This window comes from Streptomyces sp. ITFR-21, assembly GCF_031844685.1.
Taxonomy (GTDB): domain Bacteria; phylum Actinomycetota; class Actinomycetes; order Streptomycetales; family Streptomycetaceae; genus Actinacidiphila.
Genome location: NZ_CP134605.1, coordinates 4,988,222 through 5,006,406, shown reverse-complemented (window position 1 = coordinate 5,006,406; position 18,185 = coordinate 4,988,222). Strand labels below are relative to the sequence as shown.

Here is an 18,185-nt window from a genome sequence, read left to right as displayed (position 1 = left end):
ACGGCATGACCACCCTCGCCATTGACGAGGTCCACTTCTCCTACAAGGCCAAGCGGATCCTGCACGACATCAGCTTCGACATCTCCGGCGGAGAGGTGGTCGGGCTTCTCGGCCCCAACGGTTCGGGCAAGTCCACCGTCACCAAGCTGGCCGCGCGGGTACTCAAGCCCGGGAAAGGCCGGGTCGCGGTCGATGGCGTGGACATCGCCCGGATTCCCCGGCGCGAGCACGCGCGCAGGGTCGCGTACGTTCCGCAGGCGACCGTCACGCCCTTCGAGCTGTCGGTCCGGGAAGCGGTCATGCTCGGCAGGACCCCGCACTACTTGCTGCGGCCGGCGAGCGCCGACCTCGCCCGAGTGGACGCTGCCCTGGCGTCGTTGGGTCTGGACGAGCTGGCCGAACGCCGGGTCTCGGAGCTGTCCGGCGGGCAGGCACAACGGGTGGCCATCGCGCGGGCCATCGCACAGAAGCCCGGCGTGCTGCTGATGGACGAGCCCACCAGCGCGCTGGACCTGAGGTTCCAGATCGAGACACTGCGCACGGTGCGCCGGCTGGCGTCAGAGGACGGGGTCGGCGTGCTGGTCGCCATTCACGACCTGAACCACGCGGCGGCCCTGTGCGATCGGATCGTCCTGCTCGTCAACGGTCGGGTGCACTCCATCGGCTCTCCCCGCGACATCCTGACCGCAGCCGTCATCGAGGAGGTCTACGGCGTCGTGGCCGACGTGACCGTCACCGCGCGGTCGGTCGAGATCCGTGTCACGCCATGACCCCCTTTCACACCGCCGGGCGCTGCCCCACCCGCAGCCGATGTCCGCGCCCCGCCTAGCACCGCCAGGGCCGCGGGCATGTCCGCGCCGCCCGAACACGTCACACACCGAGCACGTCACAGGCCGCATGCGCACCTACCGATCACGCTACGCACCGCATGCGCCCTACGCACCATCACCGAAGCGAGGAACACCATGAAGAACAGCCGCCCGCACCCCGCTCAACGGCGCACTGGCGCCTGGGCCACTTTGCTCGGCGCGCTCGCCGTCGCCCTCACCGCCTGCTCGTCGCCGAGTACGGACAACGACACCGCAGGCCACGGAGCCGCGACCACCGCTTCGGCGGGCAGCATCACCGTCAAGGACAACGCCGGACGCACCGTGACCTTCGCGCACACCGCGCGGCGCGTGGTGTCGTACAACAGCTACAACGCGGAACTCCTGCTCGCGCTGGGTCTGCGCAAGACCATCGTCGGAGTGGACGACACCACCTTGGACCGGGTGGCCTACGGCGGCTTCAAGAAGTCTGACAGCGTCGGCCCCGACTACTCGGAGGTGAACTACGAGAAGGTAGCCGAACTGCGGCCCGACGTCGTGATCATCCCCAGTAGCGAGGACTGGCAGGGTGCCGCCGACCACCTCAAGGCCTTCAAGATCCCGGTCCTGGTGGTCACCGCCTACGACGCGGGCCTGTGGAACGAGAACGTCGCGCTGCTCGGCAAGCTCTTCGGCGCGCAGACGAAGGCGGCGGCGGTCGTCAAGTTCACCGACGGCATCAAGGGCCTCGTCAGTGAACGGGTCAAGGGCCTCACGCCGGCGACCGTGTACTACGAGGACTCGGCGCCCAACGCGACGGCGGGCAAGGGCAGTCCCAAAACCGAGGTGCTCAACGACGTCGCCGCCCGCAATGTTTTCGCCAGCCGCACCGGGGCCGGGGGGTCGGGGCTGTCCATCACCGTCGATCCGGTCGACATCATCAAGGCGCGTCCGCAGTTCGTCTTCCGCGAGGCGAGCAACACCTACACCGGAGCCGGCGCGGCCGACCTGCAGAAGGTGCTCAAGGGCCTGCGATCGCGCACCGGCTGGTCCGCCCTGCCGGCTGTGAAGAACAACGAGGTGTACGTCTACAACGCCGCGCTCGTCGAACTCGCCGGCCGCAATTTCGAGTTGCTGTACTGGGCGAAATGGACGCACCCCGACGCCTTCAAGGACATCGACCCGGCCACCTACGTCAAACAGTGGGACGCCTTCACCGGCGCGGACTTCGACGACTCCGCGCGGTTCATCGTGAAGGCCGGCTCGTGACCACAGAAACGCCCGTCGGCGACAACACGCCCACCGCCGCCACACCGTCCGCTGCCGCGGGCACGCCGGCGCCCAGCGGGCGCAGGCCGCAGCCGGGATGCACGTCGGGCCGCGCCCGCCACATCAACCTCAACATCAACGTGAAGAGCGCGGGCTCGCACGACGGAGCCTGGCGGAGCCCCGACACCGATCTCAGCGCGGTCAACGACTTCGGCGCCCTGCGAGCGCTCGCAGGGCGGGCCGAAGCCGCCGGCATCGACGCACTGTTCTTCGCCGACGGTCTCAACTATTCGGCGCGGAGCGGCGCGGGCGCACCACCACCGGTCTTCGAGCCGGTGAGCCTCCTGGGCGCGCTGGCGGCGTCCACCACACGGCTCGGCCTGATCGCCACCATGTCCACCACCTACAACGAGCCGTACAACCTGGCCCGGCAGATGTCCTCACTGGACTGGATCAGCAACGGCCGGGTCGGGTGGAACATCGTGACTACCGGCGGAGGCGGTGCGGCAGCCAACTTCGGCCTCGCCGAGCACCCGGAACACGATGAACGATACCGGCGGGCCGTGGAGTTCGTGACAGTCGCCTGCAAACTGTGGGAGAGCTGGGACCCGGACGCCGTCGTTGCCGACCGCTCCACGGGGATCTACGTCGATCCGGCCAAGGTGCACCCGATCGACCACCATGGCGACGTCTTCCGGGTGGCCGGGCCGCTCAACAGCCCGCGTTCGCCCCAGGGCCGTCCCCTGCTGGTGCAGGCCGGCGGCTCGGAGCCGGGGCGCGACCTGGCCGCTCAGCACGCCGATGTCGTCTACACGATCAGCCAGACCGTCCAGGACGCCAGGGAACTCTACGACGACCTCAAATCCCGCGTGGTCGCCTACGGTCGCGATCCGGACTCGATCAAGGTCGTCATGGGCATCCGCGTCCTCGTGGCGCCCACCCGGCGGGAAGCAGAGGACACGGCAGCCCGGCTGGAAGAGCTCAACGATCCACGGCGGGTGCTCCAGCACGTGGGCGGTCTGATCGGTGTCGATCTGGCCCGGCTGCCGCTCGACGCGCCGGTGCCACTGCTACCGGAGGCCACATCCACCAATGCGATACAGACACACCTACAGCTGCTGCACGAACTGATCGCCCGGGAGCGCCCCGCGACGATCCGGGAACTCGTCGGCCGGCTCCAGGGCGGTGTGGGCGCGTTGACCGTCACTGGCGACGGAGCCGACGTCGCGGACTTCCTGGAGGAATGGGTCCGCGCGGGCGTCGTTGACGGGTTCAACGTCGGGTTGCAGATGCTGCAGGGAGGCGCCGAGAACTTCTTCGACTTGGTGGTTCCCGAACTGCGTCGGCGCGGCCTGCGCCCCGACGACTACCCCGGCACCACTCTGCGTGACCGCTACGGGCTTCCGGCCCGTCCCAAAGAGCGCGTTTGAGATCTGCCGTGTCGGCTGTTCGGGTGGGTCGTTGGGCAGGGTGTGAGTGGTGCGAGGCGGGGTTACCCGTCCGATCTGACCGATGAACAGCGGGCTCCCGTCGAGCCGTTGCCGCCTTCGCCACGGACGGGTGTCAAGGGCGGGCGGCGGGAGAAGCACCCGCGTCGGCGGATCGTGGACGCGGTCTTGTACGTGGCCAGGACCGGCTGCCAGTGGCGCTACCTCCCCAACGACTTCCCGCCCTGGCAGACGGTCTACTGGTACTTCACCTGGTGGCACGACGACGGCACCGTGAACCGGGTCCATGACGCGCTGCGCGTCAGGGTCCGTCCGGCCGGGGGCCGCAGCCCCGAGCCGACCACCGGGCTGGTCGACTCCCAGCCGGTCCGTGCCGCCGACAGCGTCCCGAAGACCACCGGCGGCTTCGACGCGGGCAAGAAAACCCTACGACAAGTTCCCTAAGCCGATCTCCAACGCGCTCTGCGACAGGGCCGTTGATTGACACACCCTGGCCACCCTGTTCGATCGTGGAAAAGCCCGCCCGAGGCAGTGCCTCGGGCGGGCTTCGTCCGTCTCCGGTCCGGGCGGCTACTTCACCATGAGGACCGTGCTCTTCGGCGACGCCTTGGCCGCCTTGACCTTCACCGTGTCCGTCAGCGTGTCGAACGCGTCCGACGTACGTTGTGCCGACCCGTCCAGGGTCTTGCCGTCGGTCACCCGAGTCGTGCCGGCCCGGATTCCACCCGATCCGGTGACCTTCACGGGGTCATCTTCGCGGACGGGCCGGACTTCGTCGACGACGCCGCCGGCGCGACGACTGGTGCTCACCTGTTGGCGATTGTGAAGGAGACATTTTTCTCGGTCGTTTTGCCATTGGTTCCAACGGCATCGATCTTCAGTCCGTACGTCCCGTTCGGGAGCGTTCTGGTGTCGATCACGAGTTTCGGTTTGAGGCCACTGTTGCTGCTGCCCGGCGCTTTGGTGTTGTCCGTGATCCACACGTGCGACGGGCCTTTGTTGAGCTCGATGTATGTGTAGGACACGTCCTTCGCGTCGCCGCCGAGCGTCACCGTGAAGGTCTGCTTGCCCTTCACCTTGGCCCCGTCCGCGACAGACACCTTCTTGATCGCCGGTCCGGTCGTCGCAAGTTCGAGGCGCGCGATCGCGTCGTTGATCTTGGCAGTGGCCTTGTCGACCTTGGCCTGCTTGAGGGCCGGGTCGTCGACCTGGGCGAGGACATTCTTGCCCTGGTTGACGGCCTTCTGCAGAACCTTGACCGACGCGGGTGTGTAATTCGCGGACTGGTCCAGTCTGGCCTGACCGTCGTCGACCGCCTTCGCGAGCGCCGTGAAGTCCACCGACGCCGTCGAGCCCACCGTTTTCAGGTTCCTGATCGCCTTGGTGAGCTGGGTGGTCGCCGTGTCGACTTCGGCTTGGGTGTGCTTCGTCGCGGTGCCTTCGCGCTGGAGCTCGTCGAGCAGGCTCTGCGCCACCGTGAGCTTTCCGTTGAGCGCCTTGAGGCTCTTGGCGGTGAACGTGTCCGTCATCTGCGAGAGCGTGGTGCCCTGCGCGACAGCGGACTTGAGAGCCGTGACCTCGAGCGGGATCAGCTTCCTGGCGCTGACGGTCATGTCATAGAGGCCGCGCGACCATGCCTGGCCGGTCTTGCCGTGCGACATGTCCACGTTGTCGACGTTCACGTATTTGACGTAGCGGTACGTGTCGCCGTCCACGTTGTGCGCCTGGAAGCCGGGGACGTTGTTCTGCTTGTTGTTGACGATGATGCGCCAGTTGGCAGGGTTGCCGTCAGCGTCCACGTCGTTCGTTGCGTAGACGCCGTAGCGGTGCGCGTTGTCGGAACCGCCCACGGACTTGAACGACAGGCCGATCGTACTCAGATCACGCTCCTGCCCCAGGTCGAGGGTGATGAAGAAGTCGTTGCCCGTACCCTGGTAGAGCTCTTCGTTGCCGTCGTAGTTGTCCAGATCCCAGTTTTTGCCGTCGAAAGCGGTCTTGATGCTGTAGTTGCGGATGATGCCCGCTTCCGCCAGCGAGGTCCGCTTGATCAGCGACTGGTCGGCCACCTGGCTGGGATCGCGGATGAGGTTGCCATTCGCGTCCTTGAGGGGTTGACCGTCGGTGCCGAGCAGATAGCCGGCCCCATTGGTCCACGTTGCCGCGTCGGCCTTGCCTTCGCCGGAGACGCCGTCATTGCAGGTCTGCCAGCCGTTGGTATTGGGGATGTCGCACTGCTTCGAATCGAGATTCTGCTCCCGCTGGTAGTCGATCACCCGCGGCGTGTGGTTGTCGGGATTGGCCTTGAACTCAGGCGTCCCCAGGTCGGTGTACGTGTCCGGTACGGCGAACCTGATGTTCTCCTCGGTCGGATCCGTCGTGACCGAGCCCTTGCCGTCCCCGTCGAGCGTGATGAACACCTTGCCGCTGTACTTGACGGTGACGAGGCCCTTGTCGGGCTTGTACACCGGGAAGCTCGATGTCGCGGCATTGCCCTGGTCGCCCCGTCCGTCGACGGTGACCAGTCGGTCAGCCACCTGGGCGCCGGGGCCGTCCGCGTCATCGTCGATGGTCATCGGCAGCCAGATCGTGAAGGAGTCCTCAAGGTCGCCGACGACCCAGTGACTGCCGCTGAACAGGTAGTCGGGGTCGTCCTTCGTCCCCAGGTTGTAGACGCCGCCGACCTGGCTGTTGTAGGTGGTGCCATCGGCGAACGGCTGGAGGTTCGTCCACGCGCCGCTGCCGTCCCGATAGCCGTACTTGTCGCGCGGATAGGCGGAGGCGTCGAAGCCTCCCGAGATGAATCTGCCCGTCGTCCGCTGGTACTGGGCCTGGTTCTTGTACCACCCCGACTGGCCGGAGGTCATCAGGTACAGGTAGGTGCCGTGGGGCCCGCGAACGAACTGCGGGGCCTCGCGATGCTTGCCGACGTCGAGGTCGTACTCCTTGTCGCTGACGACGGCCGTCATGTTGTCGTTGAGCTGCCAGACGCGCATGTACTGGTCGTCGGCCGCGGTGACGAAGTAGGCCTTGCCGTCGCCGCCGGACTCCACAGTGTCATTGATGATCGAGTAGTCGCGGCTGCCGTACCCGATGTTCTGCCCGTAGCGGGCCGGAGCCGGGGTGGAGTTGTCCATCGTGTAGTAGACCTCGGTGCCGTACGTCGGCTCGAAGACCTTGATCTCCTGGTACCCGGCGGCACTGTGGTAGCTCCCGGCGGGATGTGTCGACACCGGTTGGAAGATCGGGACGCTGCCGTATTCGCTCGTTCCCTGCTTCGCGTACCGGAACGATTGCGAGACCACGTCCGAGTACTTCAGGTCGCCGGTGCCCTCGCTTCCGGTCTGCGCGGCGGCCCTGATCGTGAACTCCCCGTCGACCAGCGACGAGCCGGTGTTGCCCTGGGTCACGACGATCGGGTAGGGGTTCCAACGCGTGTTGTAGGCGATGCGGTTCGGGTTGTTCGGGTCGGTCGGGTCCGAACCGTCGTTCGTCAGCCAGATCGTGCTGTCGTACGTGGCCGGCGACGTGTTCGTCGCGTAGATCGCGTCCGCCTTCTGCGGATCCGAGTTGCCGCGCAGCACCAGCACGCCGTCGTGGTCGTTCTCCTTCAGTTGCGGCGAGATCAGCGGAGCGGCGGGCTTGGTGAGGTCGGAACCGTCGGACGGCTTGTCCGTGTCGACCGACACCACAGTGCCCATGGTCTTGGAGGCGTCGATCTCACCGACCTCGGGGAAGATGTTGTCCTTGACGTCAGGGTCGTAGGCTCCCACGGCCGAGCTGTCGCTCTGCGCGAAGGTGACCGTGTACGTCTTCACCACGGACCCGTCGGCGCTCTTCACGGTGATCGCCGCGACATGGTTGTTGGCGTCTGTCGGCTGGTCGACCGTGGCCGTTCCCTGGGGGTTCACCGCCTTGACCTCACCGATGGCGGTGAGATCGGGCACACTGACCTTGTAGGTGAGTGTCGCCGGGTCGAAGCCGGGGACCTTGGTCGCGTCGCCCCCGTAGGTGATGCCGTCGACGGACACCCGGCCCACGGTGGTGTAGCCGGAGAAGGTGATTTCGTTCGCCTTCATCCACTGGCCCTGCACGGTGACGCGAGCCTGGTCGAAGGCGATCGAGGGATCCAGCGTGACGTCGTAGGTGCCGAGTGTCCTGCCGACACTGGTCGTGCCGATCCGCTTCCACTCGCCACTCGGCGTGCGGCCCTCCACCAGGATGCCGTCGGGGGCCTGCTCGGAGAACTTGACGGTGGCCTTGCCGCCCTCGACGTATCCCTGAGCGAACTCGAAGGTGGCCGAGGCGTTCGACTGGTTGTAGGTGGACCACCGTGAAGCGTCGGTGCTGTTGCCGTCGCAGACGAGTCTGCCGCTTGTGCCCTCCTGGAAGGACACGGCGAACGACAGCTTCTGGTCGCCGGCGCAGGGGGTGAAGGTCAACCCGGCCGAACCGCCGCCCGCCGGCGCGTCCTGCGGGTACACGACGGCGTCGACGCCGTCGGTCGTCCCGCCCACGTAAGCGCTGCCGTCGACCCCGGCGGCGTACTTGCCCTCAGTCGCCGGATCGCCGGTCTTGACCGCCGGATAGCGTCGCACGTAGGAGCTCGTCGACAGACCGCCGCTGCCGCCGTTCGGGTCCTTCTTCGCCTGGGCGGCCGTCCAGGCGCTGGTGTCCCAGTCCGTCATGCGCACGGCCCGCGCCTTGAGGCGCAGGGTGTCCTTCAGGTCGCTGAAGTTGTAGGTCCACCCGTTGCCTCCGGTTGCGGAGGTGCCGAAGGCCGTGTCGCCGGAGAGGTTCCAGCCGGCCCTGGTCTCCCAACGCACGGGGTTGACACTGCTGCCGTTGACCTCCGGGCTGCCGCTGTTGCTGGTGTTGTAAAGATTCATGGCCTCCGGGTAACTCGCCTGAGCGGGCTTTTCCAGCCTGGTGCCGTCCGCGCCGATCGAGTAGGGATCGCCGATCAGCCTGCCGACCCGGTCGCCGAACGCGTCCGGGTCGTCCGTGTTCAGGTCCGCGGCGGCCAGGACGCTCTCGCCGAGGCTCTTGACCTCGTGGCCACCGTTGGCGTCCACGGTGCTCGCTCCCGGACGCTGGTGGTTCTGATACACCGTGTACGGTCCCGTGACCTTGTCGGCGATCAGTCCGATCGTCTCGGAAGCGTAGTAGTTCGAGTTCTCCTCCCAGTGGACCCACACGACGAACTTGCCGTTCGGCGTCTGCGAGAAGGCGACGCGCTCCGACTTCGCATTGGCGAAGGGATAGATCTCATCCCCCGTGTTCGGATCCTTGAAATGCGCGTCCGGTCCGGCGATGACGATTTCGTTGCCGTCCGAGTCATGGACCGGCTGCTTGTGCATCCAGTCCTTGCCGCCGTACAGCACCATGTTCGACGAGCCGCCGGCCGAAGCCGCGATCGCACTGCTTCCAGCCGTGTAGTAGGTGTCCCCCACCTTCACGCCCGGCGCGCTCATCGGCGTGCCGTCCTGCGTCTCTCCGGTCGAGTTGTCAACGACGAATGTCTGGGCGGGCGTGCTGTCCGCGTGGGCGGACGCCTGCGCGAGACCCACCAGCGGCACACTCATCGCCAAGCAGGCGATTGCCGCGACGCCTGGTCTGACGAACAATGTCCTCGATCGTCGGCCACGTATGGACTGATGACTCAACGTAGTTCCTTTCTCATTCCCCATGAAAGGAGAATCCTGCGGCGGGCTGGAGTGAACTCGCAGAAGCGACGACACCGTCCGGCTCGCTTGATGGCCGAACTACGAGCCGGCTTTCGCTGCGCCGACTCTCCCTCCTTCCTTCTTGCTTGCTTGCTTCCGCCCCAGGCTGTCGGCCTGGCTGACGGCATACGTCTTCTACCTGTCGGCGGCGGCCCCTTGAGAGCACCGGCTGCCCACAGGGCGTCGGGGATGGCGGCGGTCGACGTGTGCCCGGACGCGGCCGGCGTGACGTCACGGTCCCAGGGCTCCCGCACGGTCAGATCGCTTGACCTCCGGTCACAGGCGTCGACCGGCCGGTCGGGATGACCACGAACCCAGGCCGTCGGTCGGCGTCCGCTCCCTGCGCAGAGGATGGTTCGTACATCCGCATCGAACCGCGCCGGGTGTCGAGGAGGCGGGTGGGGTTCATGGGATCGGGTCGCCAGCAGACGGCGCCGGTGCTGGGCCACCGGAACCCGGGTGATCGCCCTCGGTCTGGCGTTTCCCGACCGCTCAGGCCCCGTCTGGATCAAGGCCCCGGCAAGTCCGGTCTCGTCGTCAGCCCGCAGTCATACGCGATACGTGCCAGCGCGCGGCGAGCCGGTTGTATTCTGCCCGCGTGATCGGTACGACGGTGCCGTGACGAGGCGAAGCAGGCAGTTCGTAGTCGCTGGACATGGTCCACTGCCCGCTGCCGAGGTCGGTCGTCTCGAACGGTACGTAGCCGCGGTCGGTGAACTCGTCGATGAACGCGTACCACGTGTGAGCGGTGTTGGACTTGAACACCGTTGGCCCCTCGCCGTCGACGATGCCGGGGCCGCCCTGGGCCGCCTTGCCGATGCACTCGGCGACCGGCTTCCAGGAGGGGGCGAGCAGATCGGTCGCTTTCTCCTCGAAGACGTACTTGCCGCACGGAGCGTCGGCGGACGGATCGCGCTCGTCCTTGGTGAAGCGGTAGTAGGTCCTTCCGTCGGCCACCACGGTCGAGTCGATCACTGAGTGACCGGGGTCGTCCCACACCCGGGCGGGGGTGAAGTGCTGAAAGTCGCGGGTGGTGGCGTACATGATGCGCTCGTGGGACGCAGCGGTGTGCTGGGAATCGTCCTTCGCGTACAGCTCGGAGGACCAGAAGACCATGTACTGGTGGCGCCTGGCATCCCAGAACGCCTCAGGCGCCCAGGTGTTCCCAGCCGCCTGCGGAGAAACCTGTACGGAGCGCTGCTCCGACCAGTGGACCAGGTCGGAGGATTCCCAGACCATGATCGACCGGCTTCCGTGGCGCTGAGCGGTGTCCCAGTCACCGTTGCCGTAGATCTTCAGATCGGTGGCCAGAAGATAGAACTTGTCACCCCTGGGTGAGCGGATGATGGAGGGATCGCGCACCCCCTTCTCGCCCAGCACGGAAGTCAGGACGGGTGCTCCGCCGCCCAGTTCGCGCCAGTGCAGGGGGTCGTTCCCCTGGCTGAGCGCGAGGTGGATCTGCTCGCCGTCGGCAGTGCTTTCGCCGGTGAAGTACGCGAAGAGGTAGCCGCCGTACGGCTGTTGGCGACCAGCTCGCCCGCTCCCCGATGCCGCGGCCACGGGCGGGCCGAAGGCCAGAGCGGTGGTGAGCAGAAGGAGCAGGCCGATCAGTACGCGTCCCGGGCGGCCGAGCGGTATCGGGGCAGTCATGTATCCACCTTCTCGTCCGACAATTCCGTATGAACAGGGTATGTTCGCGTAACCATTTCCGTGCCAACGGTCGTAAGTATGCGGCGCGCACGGCTGTGGTCAAGAGGTCGCGCACGATGAAAACGAACCGAACGGCGTCAGCCGCTCCTGCACGGCAGCGCGCAGAGAGACACCGACGTGCTCCGTTCCGCCGCCCGAGGACCGGGAAGGATCCAACCGTCACCGGGTGGGCCCGCGAGCCCGCACACACTGGACAGCGGTCGCCGACAGGATGCCGGCCGCGGTCGATCCGTGTCGATCGCCGGTGGGCGCCTTCGTTGATCCGCTGGGGCTCGCGAACAGCGGCCGGCTCCCCGCCGACGGCCGGAACGGCCGGGCAGCCGCGAGGCCATGCGCTTCGGTTTTGTTTCGCGCCCGTTGCCGGAAGTCTTGACGGCCTTCACACGCCTGACTATCGTCGCGGCGATTCACTTCGTCTGATGGTTGGTCGATGTGTCATGCGAAGTCCGATGGCGCCTTTAAGGGGCGGTTGGAGGGCTCGTCGCAGGTTGGGCACCGCCTCCTCCCGCACGGAGCTGAATCTCGGCGGAGATTCCGCGACATGCGGACAGGAGTGTCCCGCGCCGGGGCCGCCGCCACGCGAGCCTCTGCCCGTGACCCGGGCGTCAGAGACGGCGATCGAGCGAAAGGGACAAGGGTGAACACGAAGCAGGATGCAGCGAGGAAGGCACTCCGGTGACGCGAAGACGCCGACGACCCCCGAGTCACGAAGGCCCGTCCCGCGTACACGCTGACCGCAACCCCGGGTACCTACTCAGTGGCCGGCGTGTCGAAGACCTACCAGTGGCTGCGTGACGGGTCGGCCATCCACGGCGCCACCGGTACGGCATACACAGAGACCTCGGCCGACAAGAAGACCGGGCTCTCGGTGCGGGTCACCGCGTCGCTGAGCGCTGCTGCCCCCGGCCGGGGCCAGCAAAATCTTCGATCACGTCTTCTTCGATGGGTCAGTCGAAGTAGCGCCCGCCCCTGAAAGAGTGGTCGCCGTGAGTGCACATTCGTCGCGCGACGTTCGCCGGGCCAGTCGGTTCGAGGTGCTGCACCAGATCTACGCGCTCGGCTCGGCCAGCCGCAATCAGCTCGCCGGGGCCTCGGGGCTGAGCGCGGCGACCGTGGCGGCCATCGTCAGCGAACTGCTGAACTGGGGCGTGCTCAGCGAGGTCTCCATTGAGGACTCCGGCGGCGGTCGCCCCCGCGCACGCCTCGCGGTCAACCCCCAGCGCGGCTTCGTGGTCGGGGTCGACGTTGCCGAGACCTACATCCAGATCGACGTGTTCGACCTGGCGCTACAGGTGAAGGCCTCCGGCCAGCAGACCCTGGACGCCGAGGACAACCAGCCCGGCGCCGTTCTCGACCGCATCGAGCACGGGGTCGCCGCGATGCTCACTGAGGCCGGAGTACCGCAGGACAGCGTGGTCGGGGTCGGGGTGAGCATGCCCGGCCAGGTCGACCGGGTCGGCGGAGTCTCGGTGTTCGCACCCAACTTCAGCTGGCAGCAGGTGCCCTTCATCAAGCTGCTCTCCGACCGCCTCCCCCTCCCCCTGTACCTGGACAACCCGCTCAAGGCGAGCACGATGGCCGAGTTGTGGTTCGGCGTCGGCCGCAAGGTGGACGACCTGGCCGTCCTCACCATAGGTACCGGCGTCGGCGCCGGCTTCGCGGTCGGCGGCGCCCTGGTACGCGGCACCGGTAACGCGGCGGGCGAATGGGGACACTCGGCGATCGTCATCGACGGCCGGCCGTGCCGGTGCGGCAACCGGGGCTGCCTTGAGGCATATATCGGTGCGCGCGGCATCATGCAGCAACTCCGCGAGCACATGCCCGACAGCCGACTCCTGCGGTCCGACGACCAAGTGGCGACCATCGGAGCCCTTGCCGAGGGTCTTGCCGCAGACGACGAGGCAGCAACGGCGGTGCTGCGCCGGACCGCCCGGTACCTCGGTGTCGGAATAGGCGGTCTGATCAACATGCTCAACCCCGCGGTCATCGTGGTGGGCGGCTGGGTGACCGAGCTGCTCGGCCCGTGGCTGGTCCCGGCGGCGACTCAGTGGGCGGCACAGCACACCTTCGACCGCACCTTCAACGCGACCCGCATCGAGCTCTCCACGGTTGTTGGGAATCCGGTCAGCCTCGGCGCGGGCATCTTTGCTCTGGAGGGCTTCCTCGTCAGCCTCGGCGTATCGACCTTCCGCGACTCCGCCCGTCACGCGGCGGCCATCGCCACCACGACGCTTCCTGCGGGCTGACTGCCCTTGGAGCCTCCACAACACGAACTGAACCCCCGTATGTCGAGCCCCGGGTTCTATGGAGAGTGAGTCAGCTGGTTTCCGGAGTGACGCAGGGGGTTCGGCCGCGTGGTGGGTGGCCTCGCGCTCGGCGGGGGTGATGTGCCCGAGCTCGCCGTGCAGGCGACGCTGGTTGAACCAGTCGACGTAGCGGCCGGCCAGGTCGGTGCCGGTGTGCCGGCGGCGCCAGACCGCCATCTCCAGCGCGTCGAGGGCGAGGTCGGTGCAGAGGCTGGTGGCGACCTGCCAGCCGACGACCGTGCGGGAGAAAGCGTTGATGACGAAGGCCGCGTAGACCCAGCCGGAGAACGTCCTGATGCAGGTGATGTCAGCAACCCACGGCTGATCGGGGGCAGTTGCGGTGAATTGCCGCTCGACCGGGTCGGCCGGACGGTCAGTCCCGGGGGCGGGACGGGTGGTGCGCGGGCTCTTGGCCCGGATCACGCCGCGAAGTCCGGCCGCTCTCATCAGGCGTTCGACGGTGCAGCGGGCCGCCTCGACGCCTTCGCGGACCAGGACGGCATGAGTCCCGCGGGCCCCGAAGACGCCGTAGTTGTCGGCGTGGACGCGGCGTATCTCCCCGGTACGCTGCTCATCGCGCGGACTGCGGGCCGACGGCGGGCGCACGTGGGCGGCGTAGCAGGTGCTCGGCGATCGGCGCGTCCGTTCCGGCCCTGCCCGCGGGATCCTTACAGGTCTCGATCGCCAGCCGCGCCGCACGCCCGCGCGGCTCGTCGGGGTACATACGGGGAACAGCCATGATCGGCCAACCTTCCGGGTCTTCGACGTCTCCACCAAACCCGGGGCGGTTCACCCTGACACTCGCGTTCGGTCTGCGCCCCGTCCTACGCAGCCGTTCAGCTGGGCGTAGTGCTTCGGGGCGGTGGTGCGGTGGATCCGCGCGGCACGAGGCTGGGCACCTGTGCCGCGTGCGCCTCCGGCTCCCGGCCCATCATGACGTCGAAGAGCGTCTCGGTGACATCGGCGCCGAAGGAGAAGATGTCGTGCTGCATGGCCGACAGCGTGGGTCGGGTGAGCTGGCACAGCTGGGAGTCGTCCCAGGCGAGGAGGGACAGGTCCTGCGGGACGGAGAGTCCGAACTCGCCGGCGACCCCGAGGGCCGTGACGGCCATCAGGTCGTTGTCGAAGACGATCGCCGTTGGCCGTTCGGCTGACAGCAGCAGCGTGCGGCATGCTTTGCTGCCCTGGTCCGCGGAGAAGTCGGCGACCACGGTCCGGGCCTGAAGGCCCAGTTCACGGGCGGTGTCGGCGAAGGCATTCGTGCGGATGGCGCTGTGGCCCAGTTCGGCCGGCCCGCTCACCCGGGCGATCCGGTGGTGCCCGAGCGCGGCCAGGTAGCGTACCGCCTCCACGACGGCCGCGGCGTCATCGGTCCATACCGACGTGAACGGTCCGGCGAGGGACGGGTGTCCGACGGCAACGGCCGGCAGTCCGATCGCGGACAGCGCCGGGATGCGCGGGTCGTCGACCCGCAGGTCGACCAGGATGCTCCCGTTGACACGATTGCCCTGCCACCACTCCCGGTGGACGTCGATCTCCGCCTCGGGCGCCACGAGGCGGAGCAGGAGGGAGCAGGAGTGCCGGCCCAGCACGCTTTCGATCCCGGAGATGAACTCCATGTAGAACGGTTCGAGGCCGAGCATCCGGGCCGGACGCGCGATGACCAGGCCCACGGTGTGCAGCGCCCGCCCCGACAGGGACTGCGCCGCCTGATTCGGGCTCCATCCCAGTTCGCGGGCTGCCTGGAGAATCCGCTCCTTGGTCTTGGACGAGACGCCGGGCTTGTCGTGGACCGCGATGGTCACCGCTGACGGCGAGACCCCGGCCAGCCGGGCGACGTCCTTGATCGTGGCCTTGCGCCCGCTGCTTGCGGCTGCCGCCTGAGTCACCGGGGATTCCGCCTTCCTGTTGTCAATCGCGCACCAGGCTCAACAGTGGCAAGCGGTAAAGCGCACCAGTGCGAGGACTGCTCAGGTTAGCCCCGCCAGTCCGCAGGCGTGCAGTCGTCTCATCGTAAACGATGCCGCCCTGCTCCTCATGGGCTTGAGGCTTGTCCGGAGCCTGGAAAGATGACGAGCATCTCGCCGACTTCCGGGCAGTCGCCGGGACTCTCGCCATCAGTCGCCCTCGGTTTACTCGAACGATTTATGGACAGATGCGTGCACGCGTTCCAGGGTGAAAGCATCCTGTCGACGGTTGCGGCCGCACCGGCCGTCGGCGTTCCGTGACGAGCGCGGAGGACCCGCCGTGTCCGATCTCTTCTGAGGGGCTGACCGACCTGCTGCGAGTGCAGCGCGAGTACCCGGCGGCCCCCTTGGCGATCGCGGAGAACGGGGGTGCCTTCCCCGACACGGTACGGGACGTGGAAGGTGGCCGGGTCCAGGACGACCGCATCGCGTTCCTGTCCTCGCACATCGACGCGGTTGCCGACGCCTGTGCGCAAGGCGCCGATGTGCGGGGGTACTTCGTGTGGACCTCGCTGGACAACTTCGAGTGGGCCCACGGCTACGGCCCGGCCTTCGGCCTGGTCCCGGTGGACCGGGAGTCCATGAAGCGCACTCCAAAGAAGAGCGCCCTGTGGTTCGGGGACTTCTTACGAGGCCGCCACACCGCCGACCAATCCGGAACAGCCCCGCACACGCCGTGAGCCGGTCTTCTTCGCCGGACGCGGCGGTGCCGCCGGCCGAAGGGCGGGCGGCACCGCGGGCCGCCGTGTCGGCCCGGGGCTCACATTCGGGCCGACGGCGGCGGCGTCAGTGGCCCCGGGTTGATGGCCTTGGCCTGCCGCAGCAGCGGCAGGATCCGGGGTTCGTCGTGGGCGATCGAGAAGTGCCGGAGGGCGTCGTCGCTCGCGCCGGCCGGGACGTCGTCGAAGGTGTAGTCCTCGGTGGGCGGTTGCCGAGGGAGCCCCGGCGGCATCGGCGTGCGTACTGCCCGGCGCCGCCGCGGCAGTCGTTGCCACAAGGACCGCCGCCACCGCCAGGACAGCGCCCGCCGGGCTCCTGGACGCACTGCGCATACAAGCTGGGAACACAGGGTCATCTCCTCGGCGGAATACGGGAGTTGTTCTCTGTTCATGACGGTCAGCCGTCACCGCGCCGTCAGGATCGGCGCGTGTGCCTCCTACCGGCGTACGCCGGGCGGAGCCCTGCCGGCGCACCGGCGGAGCCGCAGGCCACCGTCCCAAGGCCGACTACGCCCGGCCCACCGGTCCCGTCCGGCGTCAGCAAGGCCGCGGGATCCCCCACCGCACGTCCCGGGCACACTCGTGCACGGACGGCAGCCGACGGAGCACCGGTGACCGGTGCCGGCCGCCGCCCGACCGATCCGCGGTTCACGGTAGACGACACACCCGCATGACGTCTATAAAACGTTCGAGTAAGCTGGGTGGCGACTGGCCGACTTGCTCAGCCTCGTAACGGGAGACGACGATGCGGCTGAAGACGCACACATGGGGCTCCGGTGATCGGGTCGCGCTGCTGATCCACGGCTTGATGGCCGACCACCGAACCTGGCGCCGGGTCGGCCCCGCGCTCGCCGGACGGGGTTACCGGGTCATCGGCGTCGACCTGCCCGGCCACGGCCGAAGCCCCCGCGGCAGCGGGCCGTACGGCGCCGGACTCTACCGCCTGGACGACATGGCGCTCGCGGTGGCCGCCGCCTGTCCGCACGGTGCCGACGTGGCGATCGGGCACTCCCTGGGCGCCCTGGTGCTGGAGCGGGCCACTCACCTCGGCATGGCCGTCGACCGGGCCGTTTACAGCGATCCCGCCTGGCGCAGCGAGCCGCAGGACCTCGCGCCCGCCCGCGCCTACAAACACGCCACCCGCGACGAGATCCGCGCGGCCAACCCGCGCTGGGACCCCGCCGCCGTGGACGACGAGGTGGCCTGCCTGGCGCTGTGGGACCCCGATACGCTGACGGTCCTGGAGCCCCCGCCCGGACTTCCCGTCACGGCGGTCCGCCCCTCGCTGGTGCTCCTCGCCGACCCCAGCGAGCGGATTCCGCCCGGCGCGCAGGACCTGCTGCGCGCCCGCGGCTTCGCGCTGCGGACCGTGCCCGGCGCGGGCCACTCGATCCACCGTGACGACTTCCCCGGGTTCATGTCCGCACTCTCGGACTGGGCCTGACCGCGTATAAAACGATGCACTACCATCGCGCTGTACGCGCACCGCTTCGCTGACGGGTCCACGCCCGACCGGAGTCTTTCTGCCACCTGACCAGGGGCAAGAGCCTCGACTCTCCTGTGCCCGGCCTGTCGCCGCTGGCCCGGCCCTCGTCGTCCGGACGGGGAACGGTCATGGTCACGCGACACAGAGCTGTTGTCTCCGCCTCCCGTGCACGCCGGCGACCGGCTGCTGGCAGCCCTCGACATCGGTGGCACCCAAATCGCCGGCGCGGTGCTCGGTCGGTTACGTCACCGTCGACCTGCCGGGAGATCCGTGCGCGTGCGGATCCCGGGGCTGCGTCGAGCAGCCGGCCAGCGGCACGTCCTCACCCGCCCGGCTCTGAAGGCCGGCCGGCAGCCCTCCGGGACCGCCGACGGCGAGACGCTCGCGGCCGACGCGCACTCGGGAGACGCCATCGCCCTGCCCTCCTTCGACACCTCCGTCCGCGCTCCGGCAGCCGCCGTCGCCGCGGTGGCCACCTCGGTGGAGATCGAGGTGGCCGTCATCGGCGGCGGCGTCGCCGAAGCCCACGACGTGCTCTTTTCACCCCTGCGCCGCCACCTCGCCGCCTACGCGGTGCTGCCTTCGCCGCCGGCGTCCGTATCGAGCGCGCCGCGCTGCGGGCCGACGCCGGACTCATCGGGGCCGGCCTGATCGCCGCCGGCCACCGGGCGAACGGAATCACTCGGCAGTGACGAGCCCCACGGGGCCGTCCGTGGATGGTGTGGACGGCCCCGAGGGGTGGCGCTGTCCG

15 protein-coding genes and 1 pseudogene are annotated in these 18,185 nt (G+C 68.2%); 9 read left to right on the top strand and 7 right to left on the bottom strand.

The features are described from left to right. Nucleotides 1-5 precede the first annotated feature (5 nt). From RLT57_RS22495 to RLT57_RS22480, 4 genes are all read left to right on the top strand, one after another. Nucleotides 6-770 (top strand): ABC transporter ATP-binding protein, encoded by a 765-nt coding sequence (locus RLT57_RS22495; RefSeq protein ID WP_311299096.1) that lies wholly within the window; start codon nt 6-8, stop codon nt 768-770. A gap of 195 nt (nt 771-965) precedes the next feature. Continuing rightward, nucleotides 966-2,075 (top strand): ABC transporter substrate-binding protein, encoded by a 1,110-nt coding sequence (locus tag RLT57_RS22490; RefSeq protein ID WP_311299095.1) that lies wholly within the window; start codon nt 966-968, stop codon nt 2,073-2,075. Further along, a complete protein-coding gene (locus tag RLT57_RS22485; RefSeq protein ID WP_311299094.1) occupies nt 2,072-3,505 on the top strand; it encodes an LLM class flavin-dependent oxidoreductase in 1,434 nt (477 codons plus the stop codon). The genes RLT57_RS22490 and RLT57_RS22485 overlap by 4 nt, the downstream gene beginning before the upstream one ends. A 108-nt stretch (nt 3,506-3,613) precedes the next feature. Then, entirely contained in the window at nt 3,614-3,967 is a 354-nt protein-coding gene (locus RLT57_RS22480; protein ID WP_311299093.1) for a transposase, read from the top strand. A 126-nt stretch (nt 3,968-4,093) separates the two neighbouring features. Here the strand turns inward: RLT57_RS22480 and RLT57_RS22475 are convergent, their stop codons facing one another. The 3 genes from RLT57_RS22475 to RLT57_RS22465 all read right to left on the bottom strand — a co-directional run bounded on the left by RLT57_RS22475 (nt 4,094) and on the right by RLT57_RS22465 (nt 10,896). After that, nucleotides 4,094-4,333: a hypothetical protein gene (locus RLT57_RS22475; protein ID WP_311299092.1), complete on the bottom strand. Its 240-nt coding sequence runs from the start codon at nt 4,331-4,333 to the stop codon at nt 4,094-4,096. Next, nucleotides 4,330-9,105 carry a hypothetical protein gene (locus tag RLT57_RS22470; protein WP_311300809.1) on the bottom strand — a complete coding sequence of 1,592 codons (4,776 nt, stop codon included), beginning with the start codon at nt 9,103-9,105 and terminating at the stop codon, nt 4,330-4,332. The genes RLT57_RS22475 and RLT57_RS22470 overlap by 4 nt, the downstream gene beginning before the upstream one ends. A 678-nt stretch (nt 9,106-9,783) precedes the next feature. Then, nucleotides 9,784-10,896, bottom strand: coding sequence for a glycoside hydrolase family 43 protein (locus RLT57_RS22465; protein ID WP_311299091.1), 1,113 nt, complete (start codon nt 10,894-10,896; stop codon nt 9,784-9,786). An 826-nt stretch (nt 10,897-11,722) separates the two neighbouring features. Between RLT57_RS22465 and RLT57_RS22460 the strand changes: the two genes are divergently transcribed. Then, entirely contained in the window at nt 11,723-11,929 is a 207-nt protein-coding gene (locus RLT57_RS22460; protein WP_311299090.1) for a hypothetical protein, read from the top strand. Between the two features lie 13 nt (nt 11,930-11,942). After that, nucleotides 11,943-13,202: an ROK family protein gene (locus RLT57_RS22455; RefSeq protein WP_311299089.1), complete on the top strand. Its 1,260-nt coding sequence runs from the start codon at nt 11,943-11,945 to the stop codon at nt 13,200-13,202. Between the two features lie 225 nt (nt 13,203-13,427). Here RLT57_RS22455 and RLT57_RS33440 read toward each other — a convergent pair. The 3 genes and pseudogenes from RLT57_RS33440 to RLT57_RS22445 form a co-directional block, all read right to left on the bottom strand. Next, nucleotides 13,428-13,868: pseudogene (locus RLT57_RS33440) on the bottom strand (IS3 family transposase); the annotation flags it as partial. After that, on the bottom strand, nt 13,834-14,001 hold the full coding sequence (locus RLT57_RS22450; RefSeq protein ID WP_311299088.1) for a hypothetical protein: 168 nt from the start codon (nt 13,999-14,001) through the stop codon (nt 13,834-13,836). The pseudogene RLT57_RS33440 and the gene RLT57_RS22450, both read right to left, overlap by 35 nt. 97 nt (nt 14,002-14,098) lie before the next feature. Then, a complete protein-coding gene (locus RLT57_RS22445; protein WP_311299087.1) occupies nt 14,099-15,151 on the bottom strand; it encodes a LacI family DNA-binding transcriptional regulator in 1,053 nt (350 codons plus the stop codon). 335 nt (nt 15,152-15,486) lie between these two features. Between RLT57_RS22445 and RLT57_RS22440 the strand changes: the two genes are divergently transcribed. Next, a complete protein-coding gene (locus RLT57_RS22440) occupies nt 15,487-15,909 on the top strand; it encodes a family 1 glycosylhydrolase (RefSeq protein WP_311299086.1) in 423 nt (140 codons plus the stop codon). A gap of 80 nt (nt 15,910-15,989) precedes the next feature. Here the strand turns inward: RLT57_RS22440 and RLT57_RS22435 are convergent, their stop codons facing one another. Next, nucleotides 15,990-16,181: a hypothetical protein gene (locus RLT57_RS22435; protein ID WP_311299085.1), complete on the bottom strand. Its 192-nt coding sequence runs from the start codon at nt 16,179-16,181 to the stop codon at nt 15,990-15,992. Nucleotides 16,182-16,693: 512 nt separating this feature from the next. Here RLT57_RS22435 and RLT57_RS22430 point away from each other — a divergent pair. Together RLT57_RS22430 and RLT57_RS22425 are read left to right on the top strand one after the other, a co-directional pair. After that, a complete protein-coding gene (locus RLT57_RS22430; protein WP_311299084.1) occupies nt 16,694-17,392 on the top strand; it encodes an alpha/beta fold hydrolase in 699 nt (232 codons plus the stop codon). Between the two features lie 312 nt (nt 17,393-17,704). Next, nucleotides 17,705-18,085: an ROK family protein gene (locus RLT57_RS22425; protein WP_311299083.1), complete on the top strand. Its 381-nt coding sequence runs from the start codon at nt 17,705-17,707 to the stop codon at nt 18,083-18,085. The last annotated feature ends 100 nt before the right edge of the window (nt 18,086-18,185 follow it).